This window comes from Cereibacter changlensis JA139, from assembly GCF_003034985.1.
Lineage (GTDB): Bacteria > Pseudomonadota > Alphaproteobacteria > Rhodobacterales > Rhodobacteraceae > Cereibacter > Cereibacter changlensis.
Genome location: NZ_PZKG01000030.1, coordinates 1 through 13975, shown reverse-complemented (window position 1 = coordinate 13975; position 13975 = coordinate 1). Strand labels below are relative to the sequence as shown.

General features: G+C 70.3%; 17 protein-coding genes. 8 read left to right on the top strand and 9 right to left on the bottom strand.

Features of this window, described 5'->3' with window-relative positions; genetic code table 11:
* Positions 1-151 precede the first annotated feature (151 nt).
* A complete protein-coding gene (smc, locus tag C5F48_RS08980; RefSeq protein WP_107663573.1) occupies positions 152-3607 on the top strand; it encodes a chromosome segregation protein SMC in 3456 nt (1151 codons plus the stop codon).
* A 309-nt stretch (positions 3608-3916) separates the two neighbouring features.
* Here the strand turns inward: smc and C5F48_RS08975 are convergent, their stop codons facing one another.
* The 4 genes from C5F48_RS08975 to C5F48_RS08960 are packed head-to-tail and all read right to left on the bottom strand — an operon-like array spanning position 3917 to position 7203.
* A complete protein-coding gene (locus C5F48_RS08975; protein WP_107663572.1) occupies positions 3917-4465 on the bottom strand; it encodes a hypothetical protein in 549 nt (182 codons plus the stop codon).
* Positions 4456-5361, bottom strand: a complete 906-nt coding sequence (locus tag C5F48_RS08970) for a glycosyltransferase family 2 protein (protein ID WP_170139538.1) — start codon at positions 5359-5361, stop codon at positions 4456-4458. The genes C5F48_RS08975 and C5F48_RS08970 overlap by 10 nt, the downstream gene beginning before the upstream one ends.
* Positions 5354-6262 (bottom strand): adenosylcobinamide-phosphate synthase CbiB, encoded by a 909-nt coding sequence (gene cbiB, locus C5F48_RS08965; RefSeq protein ID WP_107663570.1) that lies wholly within the window; start codon positions 6260-6262, stop codon positions 5354-5356. The genes C5F48_RS08970 and cbiB overlap by 8 nt, the downstream gene beginning before the upstream one ends.
* Entirely contained in the window at positions 6259-7203 is a 945-nt protein-coding gene (locus tag C5F48_RS08960) for a threonine-phosphate decarboxylase (protein ID WP_107663569.1), read from the bottom strand. The genes cbiB and C5F48_RS08960 overlap by 4 nt, the downstream gene beginning before the upstream one ends.
* Before the next feature lie 164 nt (positions 7204-7367).
* On the opposite strand from C5F48_RS08960, the gene C5F48_RS08955 reads away from it, so the two are divergent.
* Together C5F48_RS08955 and C5F48_RS08950 are read left to right on the top strand one after the other, a co-directional pair.
* Positions 7368-7730: a response regulator transcription factor gene (locus tag C5F48_RS08955; RefSeq protein WP_107663568.1), complete on the top strand. Its 363-nt coding sequence runs from the start codon at positions 7368-7370 to the stop codon at positions 7728-7730.
* Between the two features lie 110 nt (positions 7731-7840).
* Positions 7841-8191: a hypothetical protein gene (locus C5F48_RS08950; RefSeq protein ID WP_107663567.1), complete on the top strand. Its 351-nt coding sequence runs from the start codon at positions 7841-7843 to the stop codon at positions 8189-8191.
* Positions 8192-8221: 30 nt separating this feature from the next.
* On the opposite strand, the gene C5F48_RS08945 is transcribed toward C5F48_RS08950, so the two are convergent.
* Positions 8222-9394, bottom strand: coding sequence for a MalY/PatB family protein (locus C5F48_RS08945; protein WP_107663566.1), 1173 nt, complete (start codon positions 9392-9394; stop codon positions 8222-8224).
* A 140-nt stretch (positions 9395-9534) separates the two neighbouring features.
* On the opposite strand from C5F48_RS08945, the gene def (C5F48_RS08940) reads away from it, so the two are divergent.
* The 5 genes from def (C5F48_RS08940) to C5F48_RS08920 are packed head-to-tail and all read left to right on the top strand — an operon-like array spanning position 9535 to position 12293.
* Positions 9535-10068, top strand: a complete 534-nt coding sequence (gene def / locus C5F48_RS08940; RefSeq protein WP_107663565.1) for a peptide deformylase — start codon at positions 9535-9537, stop codon at positions 10066-10068.
* On the top strand, positions 10068-10559 hold the full coding sequence (def, locus tag C5F48_RS08935; protein WP_107663564.1) for a peptide deformylase: 492 nt from the start codon (positions 10068-10070) through the stop codon (positions 10557-10559). Before def (C5F48_RS08940) ends, def (C5F48_RS08935) begins: the two co-directional genes overlap by 1 nt.
* Positions 10556-11056 carry a peptide deformylase gene (def, locus tag C5F48_RS08930; RefSeq protein ID WP_107663563.1) on the top strand — a complete coding sequence of 167 codons (501 nt, stop codon included), beginning with the start codon at positions 10556-10558 and terminating at the stop codon, positions 11054-11056. Before def (C5F48_RS08935) ends, def (C5F48_RS08930) begins: the two co-directional genes overlap by 4 nt.
* A gap of 37 nt (positions 11057-11093) precedes the next feature.
* Positions 11094-12002, top strand: coding sequence for a methionyl-tRNA formyltransferase (gene fmt, locus C5F48_RS08925; RefSeq protein WP_107663562.1), 909 nt, complete (start codon positions 11094-11096; stop codon positions 12000-12002).
* Positions 12003-12053: 51 nt separating this feature from the next.
* Positions 12054-12293, top strand: a complete 240-nt coding sequence (locus C5F48_RS08920; protein ID WP_107663561.1) for a GlsB/YeaQ/YmgE family stress response membrane protein — start codon at positions 12054-12056, stop codon at positions 12291-12293.
* Here the strand turns inward: C5F48_RS08920 and C5F48_RS08915 are convergent.
* The 4 genes from C5F48_RS08915 to rsfS all read right to left on the bottom strand — a co-directional run.
* Positions 12278-12781 carry a transcriptional regulator gene (locus tag C5F48_RS08915; RefSeq protein WP_107663560.1) on the bottom strand — a complete coding sequence of 168 codons (504 nt, stop codon included), beginning with the start codon at positions 12779-12781 and terminating at the stop codon, positions 12278-12280. The genes C5F48_RS08920 and C5F48_RS08915 overlap by 16 nt on opposite strands.
* Before the next feature lie 30 nt (positions 12782-12811).
* Complete coding sequence (gene rnhA, locus C5F48_RS08910) at positions 12812-13282, bottom strand: ribonuclease HI (protein WP_107663559.1); 471 nt, start codon at positions 13280-13282, stop codon at positions 12812-12814.
* Between the two features lie 36 nt (positions 13283-13318).
* Complete coding sequence (gene rlmH / locus C5F48_RS08905; protein WP_107663558.1) at positions 13319-13789, bottom strand: 23S rRNA (pseudouridine(1915)-N(3))-methyltransferase RlmH; 471 nt, start codon at positions 13787-13789, stop codon at positions 13319-13321.
* A partial coding sequence (gene rsfS, locus C5F48_RS08900; protein ID WP_107663557.1) for a ribosome silencing factor occupies positions 13789-13975 on the bottom strand: 187 nt, incomplete at its 5' end. The genes rsfS and rlmH, both read right to left, overlap by 1 nt.

Sequence of the window (13975 nt, the reverse complement as noted above, 5' to 3'; positions counted from 1 at the left end):
CGGCATCTGGCATCCCGCCGCTTCCCCGGTCAAGATGCCAACATCTTGGGGATAACCAGCGCCAAACCGCCAGATGCGGGGCGTGGCGGTTGACTTGCAACCCCGCGCGCCAGACCCTATTCCAGCCCTTCGGAATCAACGGAGCATCCAATTGCGGTTCACCCGCCTGCGTCTCAACGGCTTCAAGAGCTTTGTCGACCCCACGGATCTCATCATCCACGAGGGGCTGACCGGCGTTGTCGGGCCGAACGGCTGCGGCAAGTCGAACCTCCTCGAGGCGCTGCGCTGGGTGATGGGCGAGAACCGACCCACCGCGATGCGCGGCGGCGGCATGGAAGACGTGATCTTCGCCGGAACCGCGACCCGCTCGGCCCGCAACTTCGCCGAAGTGGCGCTGGTGATCGACAACGAGGAACGGCTCGCCCCCGCAGGCTTCAACGAGGCCGACACGGTGGAGATCGTCCGCCGCATCACCCGCGACGCGGGGTCGGCCTACAAGGCCAACACCAAGGAGGTGCGGGCGCGCGACATCCAGATGCTGTTCGCCGATGCCTCGACCGGGGCGCATTCGCCCGCGCTGGTGCGGCAGGGCCAGATCGCCGAGCTGATCAACGCCAAGCCGAAATCCCGCCGCCGCATCCTGGAGGAGGCCGCCGGGATCTCCGGCCTTTACCAGCGGCGGCACGAGGCCGAGCTGCGGCTGACCGCGACCGAGACCAACCTCGCTCGCGTCGATGACGTGCTGGAGGCGCTGGCGCAGCAGCTGGCCACGCTGGCGCGGCAGGCCAGGCAGGCGGCGCGCTACCGCGAGATCGGCGAAGACCTGCGCCGCGCCGAAGGCTCGCTGCTGTTCCGCCGCTGGCGCGAGGCCGACATGGCCCGCGCCGAGGCCGAGACCCTGCTGCGCGCCCGCATGCTCGGCGCCGGTCAGGCCGAGACCGCCGCCCGCAGCGCCGCCGCCGCCCGCGCCGCCGCCGAAGAGGGCCTTCCCGCCAAGCGCGAGGAAGAGGCCATCGCCGGGGCCATCCTGCAGCGGCTGACCGTGCAGCGCGACGCGCTGACCGAGCAGGAGGCCCGCGCCCGCCAGACCATCGAGACGCTGATGGCGCGGGTCGATCAGCTGTCCCGCGACATGGACCGCGAGGCCGGGTTGAACCGCGACGCGGTCGACACCATCGCCCGGCTGGACGGCGAGCAGGAGCAGCTCGCCCGCGCCCATGACGGTCATGACGACCGGCTGACCGAGACCGCCGAAGCCGCGCGCGAGGCGGGGGCGGTGCTGGCGGAGCGCGAGGGCTCGCTGTCGGAGCGCACCGAGGATGTCGCCCGGCTCGCCGCCCGGCACCAGTCGGCGCAGCGGCTGTTGCAGGACACCCGGACCACGCTGCAGAAGCTGGAAGCCGAGGCGCTGAAGGCGCGCGACGCCGCCGAGACCGCCGAAGAGGCGCAAGCCGCCGCCGCCGAGGCCTATGAGGCCGCCGAAGCCGCACAGGAAGAGGCGCAGGAGCAGGCCGAAGCCACCGAGGAAGCCCTGGCCCTGGCCGAGGAGGCCCGCGCCGAGGCGCAGAACCGCGAGGCCGAGGCCCGCGCCGCCCGCTCCGGCGCCGAGGGCGAGGCCAATGCGCTGCGCGCCGAGGTCGCCGCCCTGTCGCGGCTGGTGGAGCGTGAGGCTTCCGCCGGGGCGCAGCTTCTTGACCGGGTGCAGGTGACGCCGGGCTACGAGGCGGCGCTGGGCGCGGCCTTGGCCGACGACCTGCGCGCCCCCGAGGTCGCCGCCGATGCCCGCTCCGGCTGGGCCGGCCTGCCGGACTACAGCGATCCGCAACCCCTGCCCGAGGGGGCCGAGCCTCTGGCGGCGCATGTCGTGGTCCCCGAGGTGCTGCGCCGCCGGATCGGGCAGATCGGCCTCGTCGCGCGTGAGCAGGGCTTCGCGCTGCAGGCCGCGCTGCGTCCCGGGCAGCGGCTGGTCAGCCTCGACGGCGACCTCTGGCGCTGGGACGGCTTCCGCGCGGGCGGCGAGGATGCGCCCTCGGCGGCGGCGCTGCGGCTGAAGCAGCTGAACCGTCTGACGGCGCTGAAGCGCGATCTCGACGAGGTGAGCGCCCGCGCCGACGAGGCGAAACAGGCGCATGAGGCGCTGCAGGCCCGGCTGGCCGATCTCGCCCGCGCCGACCAGATGGCCCGCGACGCCCGTCGCGCCGCCGATTCCCGCGTGACCGAGGCCAACCGCGCCGCCTCGCGCGCCGAGGCCGACCGCTCCATCGCCGGGGGCAAGCTGGAGGCCGCGCGCCTAGCCGTCAGCCGCTACGAGGACGAGGCGATGGAAGCCCGCGCCCGGCTGCGCGAGGCCGAGGCCGGGGCCAGTAGCCTGCCCGATCTCGACGAGGCCCGCGCCGGGATCGAGGCGCTGAAGATGGCGGTCGAGGCCGCGCGCATCACCATGATGTCGCGCCGCTCGCATCACGACGAGCTGCGCCGCGAGGGCGAGGCCCGCACCCGGCGGCGGCAGGAGGTGGCGAAGGAACTCTCCGGCTGGAAGCACCGGCTCGAGACCGCCGAGAAACGCTCCTCCGAACTGGCCGAGCGCAAGGCCGACACCGAGGAGGATCTGCGCGAGGCGGCGGAAGTCCCCGAGGAGCTTGCCGCCAAGCGCGAAGAGCTGAGCGAGGCGATCGAGGCCGCCGAAGACCGCCGCAGCCAAGCCGCGGAGGCGCTGGCCACGGCGGAAGCGGCGCTGCGCGAGGCGCAGATGGCCGAGCGCGACACCGAACGGCTGGCCGGCGAAGCCCGCGAGGCCCGCGCCCGCGCCGAGGCCCGCGCCGATGCCGCGCTGGAAACCGTGCAGGCCGCCGCCGAGCGCATCCGCGAGGAGACCGACCTGACCCCGCCGCAGCTGCTGGAAAGCCTCGGCGCCGATCCCGCGCGGATGCCCGATGCCGAGACGCTGGAGGCAGAGGTCAACCGGCTGAAGCGGCAGCGCGAAAGCCTCGGCGCGGTGAACCTGCGCGCCGAGGAGGATGCGGCCAGCGTGCAGGTGGAGCATGACACGCTCGCCAGCGAGAAGGCCGATCTGGAGGAGGCGGTGAAGAAGCTGCGCGCCGGCATCCAGGGGCTGAACCGCGAGGGTCGCGAGCGGCTCCTGACCGCCTTCGAGCAGGTGAACGGCAGCTTCGCCACGCTCTTCACCCATCTCTTCGGCGGCGGCGAGGCGCGTCTGGTGCTGGTGGAAAGCGACGACCCCCTGGAAGCGGGGCTCGAGATCATGTGCCAGCCGCCGGGCAAGAAGCTGGCGACGCTGAGCCTCCTCTCGGGCGGCGAGCAGACCCTGACGGCGATGGCGCTGATCTTCGCCGTCTTCCTCGCCAACCCCGCGCCGATCTGCGTGCTGGACGAGGTGGATGCGCCGCTCGACGATGCCAACGTCACCCGCTTCTGCGACATGCTCGACGAGATGACCCGCCGCACCGAGACGCGTTTCCTGGTGATCACCCACCATGCGGTGACCATGGCGCGGATGGACCGGCTCTTCGGGGTGACCATGGCCGAGCAGGGGGTGAGCCAGCTGGTCTCGGTCGATCTGAAGAAGGCCGAGGCGCTGGTGGCCTGAACCACTCAAGCCTTTGTTAACCCTGCCGCGCTACGCCTACGGCGCCGCAATCCCTTGCGGTGAACGGAGGTGAGCAAGCTGGAGGAACACAGCTACCGCCGATGGATGGTGCTGATTGCGGCAGGAATGTTGCTGATCGCCATCATCCGCCTTTGGATCGGACACTGACCCGATAAAAAGGAGACCCCGCAGAGTAGCAGCTCTGCGGGGTCGTTTATGTGAGCAACTGGTAACACACAACTATCGCCGATCCCGACTATGCATGCCAATTCCTAAGAAAATGTAAAGCTCGGCAGCGATTCGTCGTTATCAATCCAGCCGCAGCACCCGGTCCTGCAGCGTCACCACGCCGTCCTCGATGATCTCGCACAGCACCCCGCGCAGCCGCAGTTCCGGGTGCCCCGGCGCCACGATCCAGGCCTTCGCCGCCGCGCCGTAGCGCGCCTTCCATTTCACGCAACCGTCGTTGAACACCTCCGAAACCCGCAGCACCGCGGTCCCTGCGCGCAAAAGCGTGCCTGCCGGCATGTTCGCCTCCGACATGTCCATGTCGGCCACGATGGTGTCGCCCGGATGCGGCGTGGCCTCGCGGTCGCGCCAGACCAGATCGCAGACCCGCGTCGGCAGGATCGAGACCTGGATGCGCGGGTCGGGCCGCCCATCCTCCAGCTTCAGCCAGGGATGCGTCAGCCAGCGCTCGCCGGGAACGCCCTCGGCCACGGTCAGCGTCAGGCGGTCGGGGAAGCTGCGCTGGTTGAAGCCGGGGCGGAAGCAGAGGCTGTCGATCACCCCTTCGGTCTTCGGGGCGGCCAGCACATGCGGCAGGGCGGCAGCGAGGTCGGCTTCGGTCAGATGCATGTCGTCTCCATCCGCGCGATCGCCTCGCGCAGCTTCAGGGTTTCGCTGCGCAGCAGGCCGAGACCGGCGAGCTGCGCCCGGATCGACGGGTCCGGCGACTGGACCCGGCTGTAGAAGGCGGCGCGCCCGGCGTCATCGGCGGCCAGAAGATGCGCCTGCAGCGCCGGGTTGTACTGATAGGCCCCGCGCGCCAGGCGGAAATCCAGCCGCTCCCGCCAGGCCAGCGGATCCTGGGCGTGGAAATGCAGCAGGGCAAGCCCCGGCTGGAACGGCACGCCCACCACCCGCGCCCCGAAGCGGAAGGCGCCATGCAGCCGCGGCTCGAAGCCGGCGAGGCCGGTGCGGAATAGGCATTTGCCGGCGGCATGGCTCAGCACCCCCTCCGGCAGCAGCGGCGCGTAACGGCCGAAGGCCACGTCGCGCGCCGCCTGGTCCGAGGTGCCGGGCAGCGCCGCGCGGAACTGCCGGGCGGTGAAGATGTCATCCGGCTCGCCGGGCTCGTGCAGCGCCTCCCAGGGGGCGGCGCGCAGCATCGGCTGGTCGGGGGGCGCCGCCGCCAGCAGCGCGGCGATCGGGCGGTCGGGCAGCAGGAACTCGTCCACGTCGAGATGCGCGAGCCAGGGCAGATCGGTCGCGGCATAGATGTGCTGGGCGTTGCGCGACTGGCGGTTCTGGTGCTTCTCCGGTCGGCGGCCGCAGGTCTCGCGCCAATAGGGCAGGGTGCAGCGCAGCACGGTCACCCGGGGCAGGCGCTCCAGGGCCTCGGCCGCCGGGTCGGCGGGATCGTCGAAACAGAGCCAGATCCGCGCCGCCCCAAGCTCCAGGTGATGCGCGACGAAGGCCAGCAGCTGCGGCTGCGGGGCCTTCACCGTGGCGACGACGCCCCACTCAGACAAGCGCGACCGCCACGGCCAGCAGCAGGAGCCCGGCCCAGGCCCGCCACAAGGCCCCGCAGGCCGCGTCGACATCGGCGGGCCCGGCGTCGCGGCGGCCCTCCGGGTTCACCCAGGGAAACTCCTGCCGCCGCCCGTGATAGCTGCGCGGCCCCGACAGCGCGACGCCCAGCACCACCGCCATCGCCGCCTCGGGCCAGCCCGCGTTGGGCGAGCGGTGCAGCGGCGCGTCGCGCAAGATGCGGCGGGGCTCGGTCACGCCATGGCTCAGCGCGATCAGCGCCGCCGTCACCCGTGCGGGGATCCAGTTCAGCACGTCGTCGAGCCGCGCCGCCGCCCAGCCGAACTCTTCATGCCGCGGGGTGCGGTGGCCGATCATGCTGTCGGCGGTGTTGGTGATCTTGTAGAGCATCAGCCCCGGCAGGCCGAAGACCAGGAACCACAGCGCCGGGGCGACGATGCCGTCGCTCAGGTTCTCGGCGGCGCTCTCGATCGCCGCCCGCGCCACCGCGGGCTCGTCCATCGCGGCGGTATCGCGCCCGACGATCCAGCCCACCGTCAGCCGCCCGTCGCCGAGGCTCAGCCGCAGCGCATCACCCACCGCGCGCACGTGATCGACCAGCGAGCGTTGCGCCAGCAGGATCGCCGCCACGATCACCTCGAGCACTCCGAAATCCGGCACCGCCGCAATCAGCGCCCCGAGGATCAGCGCGCCGCAGCCCATCAGCGCCATCGCCAGCACGCCCTTCGCCCGCCGCGCCCGCCCGTGGTTCAGCCGCGCGTCGCACCAGCCGACCACCCGACCCATCAGCACCGCCGGATGCGGCCAGCGCTTCCACAGCCAGTCGGGCTCGCCCAGGGCTGCGTCGAGCAGCAGCGCGGGAACCAGCAGCGCCGCGCTCATGCCCGGATCTCCCGCAGCGCCGCCTCGAGCCGGGGCCAATCCTGCGGCCCCGGCAGGCCGAGCCGCAGCCAACGGTCGCTGTAGGGGAACACCCGGCTCCAGATCCGCCGCCGCGCCAGCGCCTCCTGCAGCGCCTTTGCGTCGCCCGCGTCATAGAGCCGGAACAAGGTCGTGCCGCCGACCAGCGGCAGCCCCATCAGCGCGTCGAGCCGCGTGGCATCCGCCGCCAGCCGCGCCCGCGTCGCCTCGGCCCAGGCGGTATCGCCCAGCGCCTGCGCGCCGATCTCCAGCGCCGGGCCCGAGACCGGCCAGGGCCCCAGCATCTGCTCCAGCCGCGCAAGAATCGCCGGATCGCCGATGGCGAAGCCCAGCCGCAGCCCCGCCAGCCCCCAGAACTTGCCGAAGCTCTTCAGCACCACCATCCCGGGCCTCGCGGCAAGCCGGATCAGCGAGGCCTCGGGCATCACGTCGCAGAAGCTCTCGTCGATCACGCAGATCTCCGCTCCGGCCTCCTCCTCGCGCCAGGTCCGGCCGTCGGGGTTGTTCGGATGCACCAGCACCTTGGCGCCACCCGGGCCGAGGCCCCAGCCCGCCGCCGCATAGGCCCGGCCATGCTCGTTGTAGGTAGGCGCGGTGATCTCCACCCGCTCTCCCTGCAGCGCGAAGGGCAGCCGGGCGATCAGCGCCGAGGCCCCGGGCGCAGCCAGCACCGCCGCCGTCGCCGGCACGTCCCAGAAGACGCGCGCCGCCGTCTCCAGCGCCTGCATCGCTCCGGCGTCGGGCAGGGCGGTCCAGGCATCGGCCGAAAGCGCGGGCAGCGGATAGGGCAGCGGGTTGATCCCGGTCGAGAGGTCGATCCAGTCGGGCCGCGCGCCGCCGAAGCGCTGCGCCGCCGCGTCGACGCCGCCGCCGTGATCGGGTGTGTCAGGAGAATGGGTCATGCTGCCTCCGCGCTCGCCCTCACAAAGCGCATTCCGCCCGCCAAGGCAACCGGCGGCGATCCGCTCGCCGCGTCGCCTGGTTAATCAAACCTTCCCAATTGTTAACGACTGTTTAACGAATTGCCGCGAGTCTGTGTTTACCAATTCCAACACGGGGGCGCGCCATGCAGGTCCTGATCGTCGAGAGCCGCGAAGATCTGGCGGAAAGCTGGGCCGCGCCGTTGCGCGCGGCGGGCTGCATCGTGCATCTGACCCGCAGCCAGGAGGCGGCGGTGCTGGTGCTGGTGCGCCAGCGCATCGAGGTCGTCATGCTGGACCTGATGCTGCAGGAGGGCTCGCCTCTGGCCGTGGCGGATTTCGCCGGGTTCCGCCAACCCTGGGCCAAGGTGGTGTTCCTGACCGACAGCGCCGTCTTCTCCGACGGGTCGATCTTCTCGCTCTGCGCCAATGCCTGCGCCTTCCTGCGCACTGCCACCCCGGCGCAGGATCTGGCCGCCATCGTCGAGCATTACGGCGCCGCCGCCTGACCGCGTGGCCGTTTGGACACGGCGCGGAACAGTTGCCGTGGCGCTTTTCGGGCAGCTTGATTTTTTACTTTTCCGGATCAGACTGTTATTCAGGCATCCGGGGGGATCACATGCTTGAATATCTGCCACAACACATACGCGACGGCCTCGATGCCGCCCGCAAGAGCGAGCTGAAGCGCAAGTCGCGCCTGCGCGTCCGCGTCGGCGGCACCGAACTGCCGGTGCTCCGGCTGTGGGAGGGCGGGCTGGCGCTCGACGCCGACCAGATGCCGCAGTTGCGCGGCCTCGTCGATCTCTACGACGGCGCGCGGCATGTCTGCCACTGCCTGATCGTGCTGTCGACGGTCGAGAATGGCGAGCTGATCTGCGAATTCAAGCGCGCCACCCCGGCCAGCGAGACGGCGGCGCTGGACTTCTGGAAGGATGAGAACGCGCCTGTGGGCTATCTGCCGCGCCACTGAGGCGGGTGGGGTCTCCCCCACCCGATCCTGTCACTGCAGATCGGCGAAGGCCTTCTGCAACCGCTGCACCGCTTCCTCCACCTGCGCCCGCGGCGCCGCGATGTTGAAGCGCAGGAAGTTCTCGCCCCCCGTGCCGAAGGTCGCGCCGTGGTTGGCGCAGATCTGCGCCTCCGTCTCGACCCGGGCGATGAACTCCGGCGCGGTCATGCCGGTATCGGTGAAATCCACCCAGGCCAGATAGGTCGCCTCCAGCGGCATCGACTTCAGCCCGGGAATCGCCTGCAGCCCCGCGTCGAAGATCCGCCGGTTCTCCTCAAGATACCCCATCAGGTCATCGACCCAGGCCGCTCCCTCGGGCGAATAGGCCGCCGTCGCCATGAACAGCCCGAAGGAATTGGCCGAGATCCCCAGCGCCGCCATCCGCGCGGCGAACTTCGCCCTGAGCGCCGGATCGGGGATGATGACATTGCCGGTATGGCAGCCCGCGATGTTGAAGGTCTTGGTCGGCGCGGTCATCATCACCAGCCGATCCTCGATCCCGGGCACCGCCACCGGCATCACGCTGTGCTTCTGCCCCGGGTAGACCAGATCGTGATGGATCTCGTCCGACACCAGCAAGAGCCCGTGCCGCTGGCAGAAGTCCGCGACCCCCTGCAGCTCCTCCACCGTCCAGACCCGCCCGCCCGGATTGTGCGGCGAGCAGAACACCAGCATCGTCTCGCGCCCGGTCATCTGCTTGTCCCAGGCGGCGAAATCCATCTCGTAGCGCCCGTTCTCCAGCGCCAGCGGGCATTCCACCACCGTGCGACCGGCGGCTTTGATGACCCGCGCGAAGGCGTGGTAGACCGGCGTCATCAGCACAACGCCATCGCCCGGCGCGGTGAAGGCATCGACGCAGAGCGCGGTGCCGTTCACCAGCCCATGCGTGGTGAAGATCTCCTCGCGCGCCACGTCCCAGCCGTGCCGGGTCTTCATCCACCAGCGGATCGCGTCCAGATATTCGGCATCGTCGCCGTAATAGCCGTAGACTCCATGCGCCGCCATCTTCTCCACCGCCTGCTGCACATAGGCCGGCGGGCGGAACTCCATGTCGGCGACCCACATGGCGATCCCGGTCTCGGGCGGCACGCCATAGAGTTTCTCCATCATGTCCCACTTCACCGAATGGGTGCCGAGGCGGTCGATCTTCTCGTCAAAGCTCATCGCAGGTTCCTTGTTTTGCCGCAGCCTAGCGCGGCGCTCCGCAGGTGCAAGTCCGGGCCTGCCGCTGCTGCGAAGCCGTGACGCATCCGGGCCGCCTGCTGATCCTTGCACCAACCCGGCGCTTCCCTTAAATCGGGCCTATGATACGCCCGATCCTGATCCATCCCGACCCGCGCCTGAAGAAGATCTGCGACCCGGTGGGCCAGATCACCGACGACCTGCGCCGTCTGGCCGACGACATGCTGGCCACCATGTATGACGCGCCCGGCATCGGTCTGGCGGCGCCGCAGGTCGGCGTCATCAAGCGGATGATCGTGATGGATTGCGAGAAGGAGCCCGACAGCAAGGCCCGCCCGATCGCGATGCTCAACCCCGAGGTGGTCTGGTCGTCGGAAGACATCTCCACCTACGAGGAGGGCTGCCTGTCGCTGCCGAACCAGTTCGCCGATATCGAGCGTCCGGCCTCGGTGAAGGTCCGCTGGATGGGCATGGACGGCAAGCAGGAGGAAGAGCTGTTCTCCGGCCTCTGGGCGACCTGCGTGCAGCACGAGATCGACCATCTGGATGGCAAGCTGTTCATCGACTATCTGCGCCCGCTGAAGCGGCAGATGATCACCCGCAAACTGGAAAAGCTGAAACGGGACAAGGCGCGCGAAACCGGATCGCGGGTCTGATGGCCCTCTTGCCGATCCTGCGCTGGCCCGACCCGCGTCTCTCCACCCCCTGCGCGCCAGCCGAGGTCGGCCCCGAGCTCGACCGTCTGGCCGCCGACATGCTGGAGACGATGTATGACGCCCCCGGCCGCGGTCTCGCCGCGCCGCAGGTCGGCGTGCTGCTGCGCCTCTTCGTCATGGACGTGGCGTGGAAGGAAGGCGCCGCCGATCCGCTGGTCATGGTGAACCCCGAGATCCTCTGGTCCTCCGGCAGCCGCGTCGAGGGCCCCGAAGGCTGTCTCTCGATCCCCGATGTCACCACCTTCGTCCCCCGCGCCGAGAGCATCCGCCTGCGCTGGTCGGCGCTCGACGGCTCGGTGCAGGAGGCGACGCTGACCGGCATGGCCGCCATCTGCGCCCAGCACGAATACGACCATCTCGACGGTCTCGTCACCCTCGACCGCCTCACGCCCGAGGCCCGGGCCGAAGCCCTCGCCGGATATGCCGCATGAAACGCCCCTTCGTCCCCTATCCCGACAAGCGCCTGAAGACCCCGGCCCTCCCGGTCGAGGCGATCACCGACGAGATCCGCACGATCTGGGCCGACATGGTCGAGACGATGGATGCCATGCCCGGCTACGGCCTCGCCGCGCCGCAGATCGGCGTCGGGCTGGCGCTGGCGGTGGTCGATTGCTCGGAAAGCCGGGGCAAGTCGATCCTGATGGCCAATCCGCAGGTGCTGCATGCCTCGGGCCAGTTCCGCGAGCATGACGAGGGCAGCCCCAACCTGCCCGGCGTCTCGGCGGTGATCTCGCGGCCGCGCGCGGTGACGGTGCGCTTCCTCAACGCGGCCGGAGAGATGGAAGACCGCGATTTCGTCAATATCTGGGCCACCTCGGTGCAGCATCAGATCGACCATCTGGCGGGGAAGATGTATTTCGACCATCTCTCGCCCCTGAAGCGCAAGATGCTGATCGCGAAGTCGGAAAAGCTCCGGCCACGGAAATGAAAAATGCTTCCGGAAACCGGAAGAGAAAGGCGCGCGGATGAAAGTGATTTTCATGGGGACGCCCGAGTTTTCGGTTCCGGTGCTCGAGGCGCTCAACGCGCATCACAAGGTGGTCTGCGTCTACAGCCAGCCGCCCCGCCCCGCCGGGCGCGGCAAGAAGGACCGTCCCTCCCCGGTGCAGGCGCGCGCCGAGGCGCTGGGCCTGCCCACCCGCCACCCGACCTCGCTGCGCAGCCCAGAGGCGCAGGCGGAGTTCGCGGCCTTGGGCGCCGATGTCGCCGTGGTCGTCGCCTATGGGCTGATCCTGCCGCAGCCGATTCTCGATGCCCCCGCCGATGGCTGCCTGAACATCCACGCCTCGCTCCTGCCGCGCTGGCGCGGGGCGGCGCCGATCCATCGGGCGATCCTCGCGGGCGATGCCGAGACCGGCGTCTGCATCATGCGGATGGAGGCGGGGCTCGACACCGGCCCGGTGCTGATGAGCGAGGCGACCCATATCGGCCCCGAGGAGACCACCGCCGACCTGCATGACCGGCTCTCCGACATGGGCGCGCGGCTGATCCTCGGGGCGCTGGCCTCGCTCGACGATCTGGCTCCGCAGCCGCAGCCCGAGACCGGCGTGACCTATGCCGACAAGATCGCCAAGACCGAGGCGCAGATCGACTGGACGCAATCCGCCGAGCAGGTGGATCGCCGCATCCGCGGCCTCTCGCCCTTCCCCGGCGCATGGACGCTCGTGAACGGCGAGCGGGTGAAGCTGTTGCGCAGCCGTCTTGCCCAAGGCTCCGGCGCCCCCGGCGCCCTGATCGACGGGCTGACCTTCGCCTGCGGCAGCGGCGCGGTGGAGATCACCCTCGCGCAGCGCGAGGGCAAGCGCCCGATGGAGCGTGACGAGTTCCTGCGCGGCTTCCCCCTCGCCCCCGGCACGCTGGCCCGCGATCTCTGATCCCTTGCGCGGCGAACGGGGTCGCCCCCATATCAGGGCCGGAGGTGCCCCATGCCCACGCTGCTCCTGATCCTCGTCATCGGCACGGCTGCCGGATTTCTCGCCACCCGGATCGTGCGGGTCGAGGCCGATGTCCCGACCACAATCGCCGTCGGTGTCGGCGGGGTGTTCATGGGCTGGCTGCTGCTGCGCCTGCTCGCCTTCCTCTCCGGCGCGCTGGCAATGTTCGTCGGCGCGGTTCTGGGCGCGGTGCTGCTGATCTGGCTCTGGCGGCGCTATATCGCGCGCTGAACCCGCTTCGCCGCTTCCTTCAGCTTGAAGCCCCGGCCGCCGGCATCCTGCCACAGCATCTGCCCCTGCCAGGCCGAGAACATCAGCGACGCCGCCTCGCGCCCCTTGGTCCCGCCGCCGAGCCGCAGGGCCAGCGCCGCCTCGACGCGGGCACGCCAGCCCGCCGCCCGCTCGCGCAGCCCCGCATCGCGCAGCGTCGCGGGCATCAGCGAGACCGAGTCGATCTCCGAGAGCTGCTTCAGCAGCGCCGCCGGCTTCTGCTCCATCTCGGCCGCGTCCAGCGCCTGCTCCAGCCCGTCCCAGGCCGCCGTCAGCGCCGCGCGGATCATGCCCTCGCGCGACTGATAGCGTTGCACCAGCGTCGGCGCCGCCAGCCGGCTGACCCGGGCGACGGAGGAGAAGGACACCGCCTTGTCGCCGCCCTGCGCCAGAAGCGTGCAGATCGCGGCGTGGATGTCGGCATCGGGAATGGTTCTTGGACGGCCCATGCGCCGCAGGGTAAACGACCGTTCGCTAAATCAAAGCGATTTCTGCCGCGCCGGCTTGAAAGGCGCCATCCCGGCGCGGGCGAGCTCGTCGGCGCGCTCGTTCTCGGCGTGGCCGGCATGGCCCTTGATCCAGCGCCAGATCACCTTGTGCCGCGCCTGCGCCTCGTCCAGCCGCTGCCAGAGATCGACGTTCTTCACCGGCTTCTTGTCCGCCGTGCGCCAGCCGTTGCGCTTCCAGCCGTGGATCCAGGTCGTCACGCCATTTTTCACATAGGCGCTGTCGGTGACGATGGTGATCTCGCTGTCGCGCGACAGCGCCTCCAGCGCCGAGATCGCCGCCAGCAGCTCCATCCGGTTGTTGGTGGTCAGCGCCTCGCCGCCCGAGAGCGTGCGTTCCTTCACCACCTCGGCCCCGTCGCGGGCCAGCATGAGCACACCCCAGCCTCCCGGTCCGGGGTTTCCGCTGCAGGCTCCGTCGGTATAGGCGAAAAGATCTGGCATGGGCTCCCGCTACACAAGGACGCGACGCAGCACAAGTCAGACCCGGTGATAGGGCCCGCCCGCGAGAATCGTCGCCGCACGATACAGCTGTTCGGCCAGCATCACCCGCACCAGCACATGCGGCCAGACCATCCGCCCGAAGGACAGGGCGAAATCCGCCCGATCGCGCAGCGCGGGCGCGATGCCATCGGCGCCACCGATCACGAAGGCCACGTCCTGCCGCCCCGAATCGCGCCAGCCGCCGATCTGCGCCGCGAACTCCGGCGAGGACAGCACCCGCCCGCGCTCGTCGAGCACGGCGAGCAGCGCCCCCGAGGGCACGGCGCGCGCCAGCAGCTCGGCCTCGGCCTCCATGCCGCCGCCGCGCTTGTCCTCGACCTCATGCTGGGAAACCGGGCCAAGGCTCAGCGCCCGCCCGGTCTTGTCGAAACGTCCCAGATAATCGTAGACCAGCGTGCGCTCGGGCCCGGCCCGGAGCCGCCCCACCGCGCACAGATGCAGCCGCATCAGTCCTGCGACATGCCCGACGACAGCCCTTGGGTGCCGCCCGGAAGCCACATCTTCTCCAGCTGGTAGAACTCGCGCACCTCGGGCCGGAAGACATGGACGATCACGTCGCCCGTGTCGATCAGAACCCAGTCGCCGGTCTCCTTGCCCTCGACCTTCGACAGCCGCCCGAACTGCTGCTTCAGC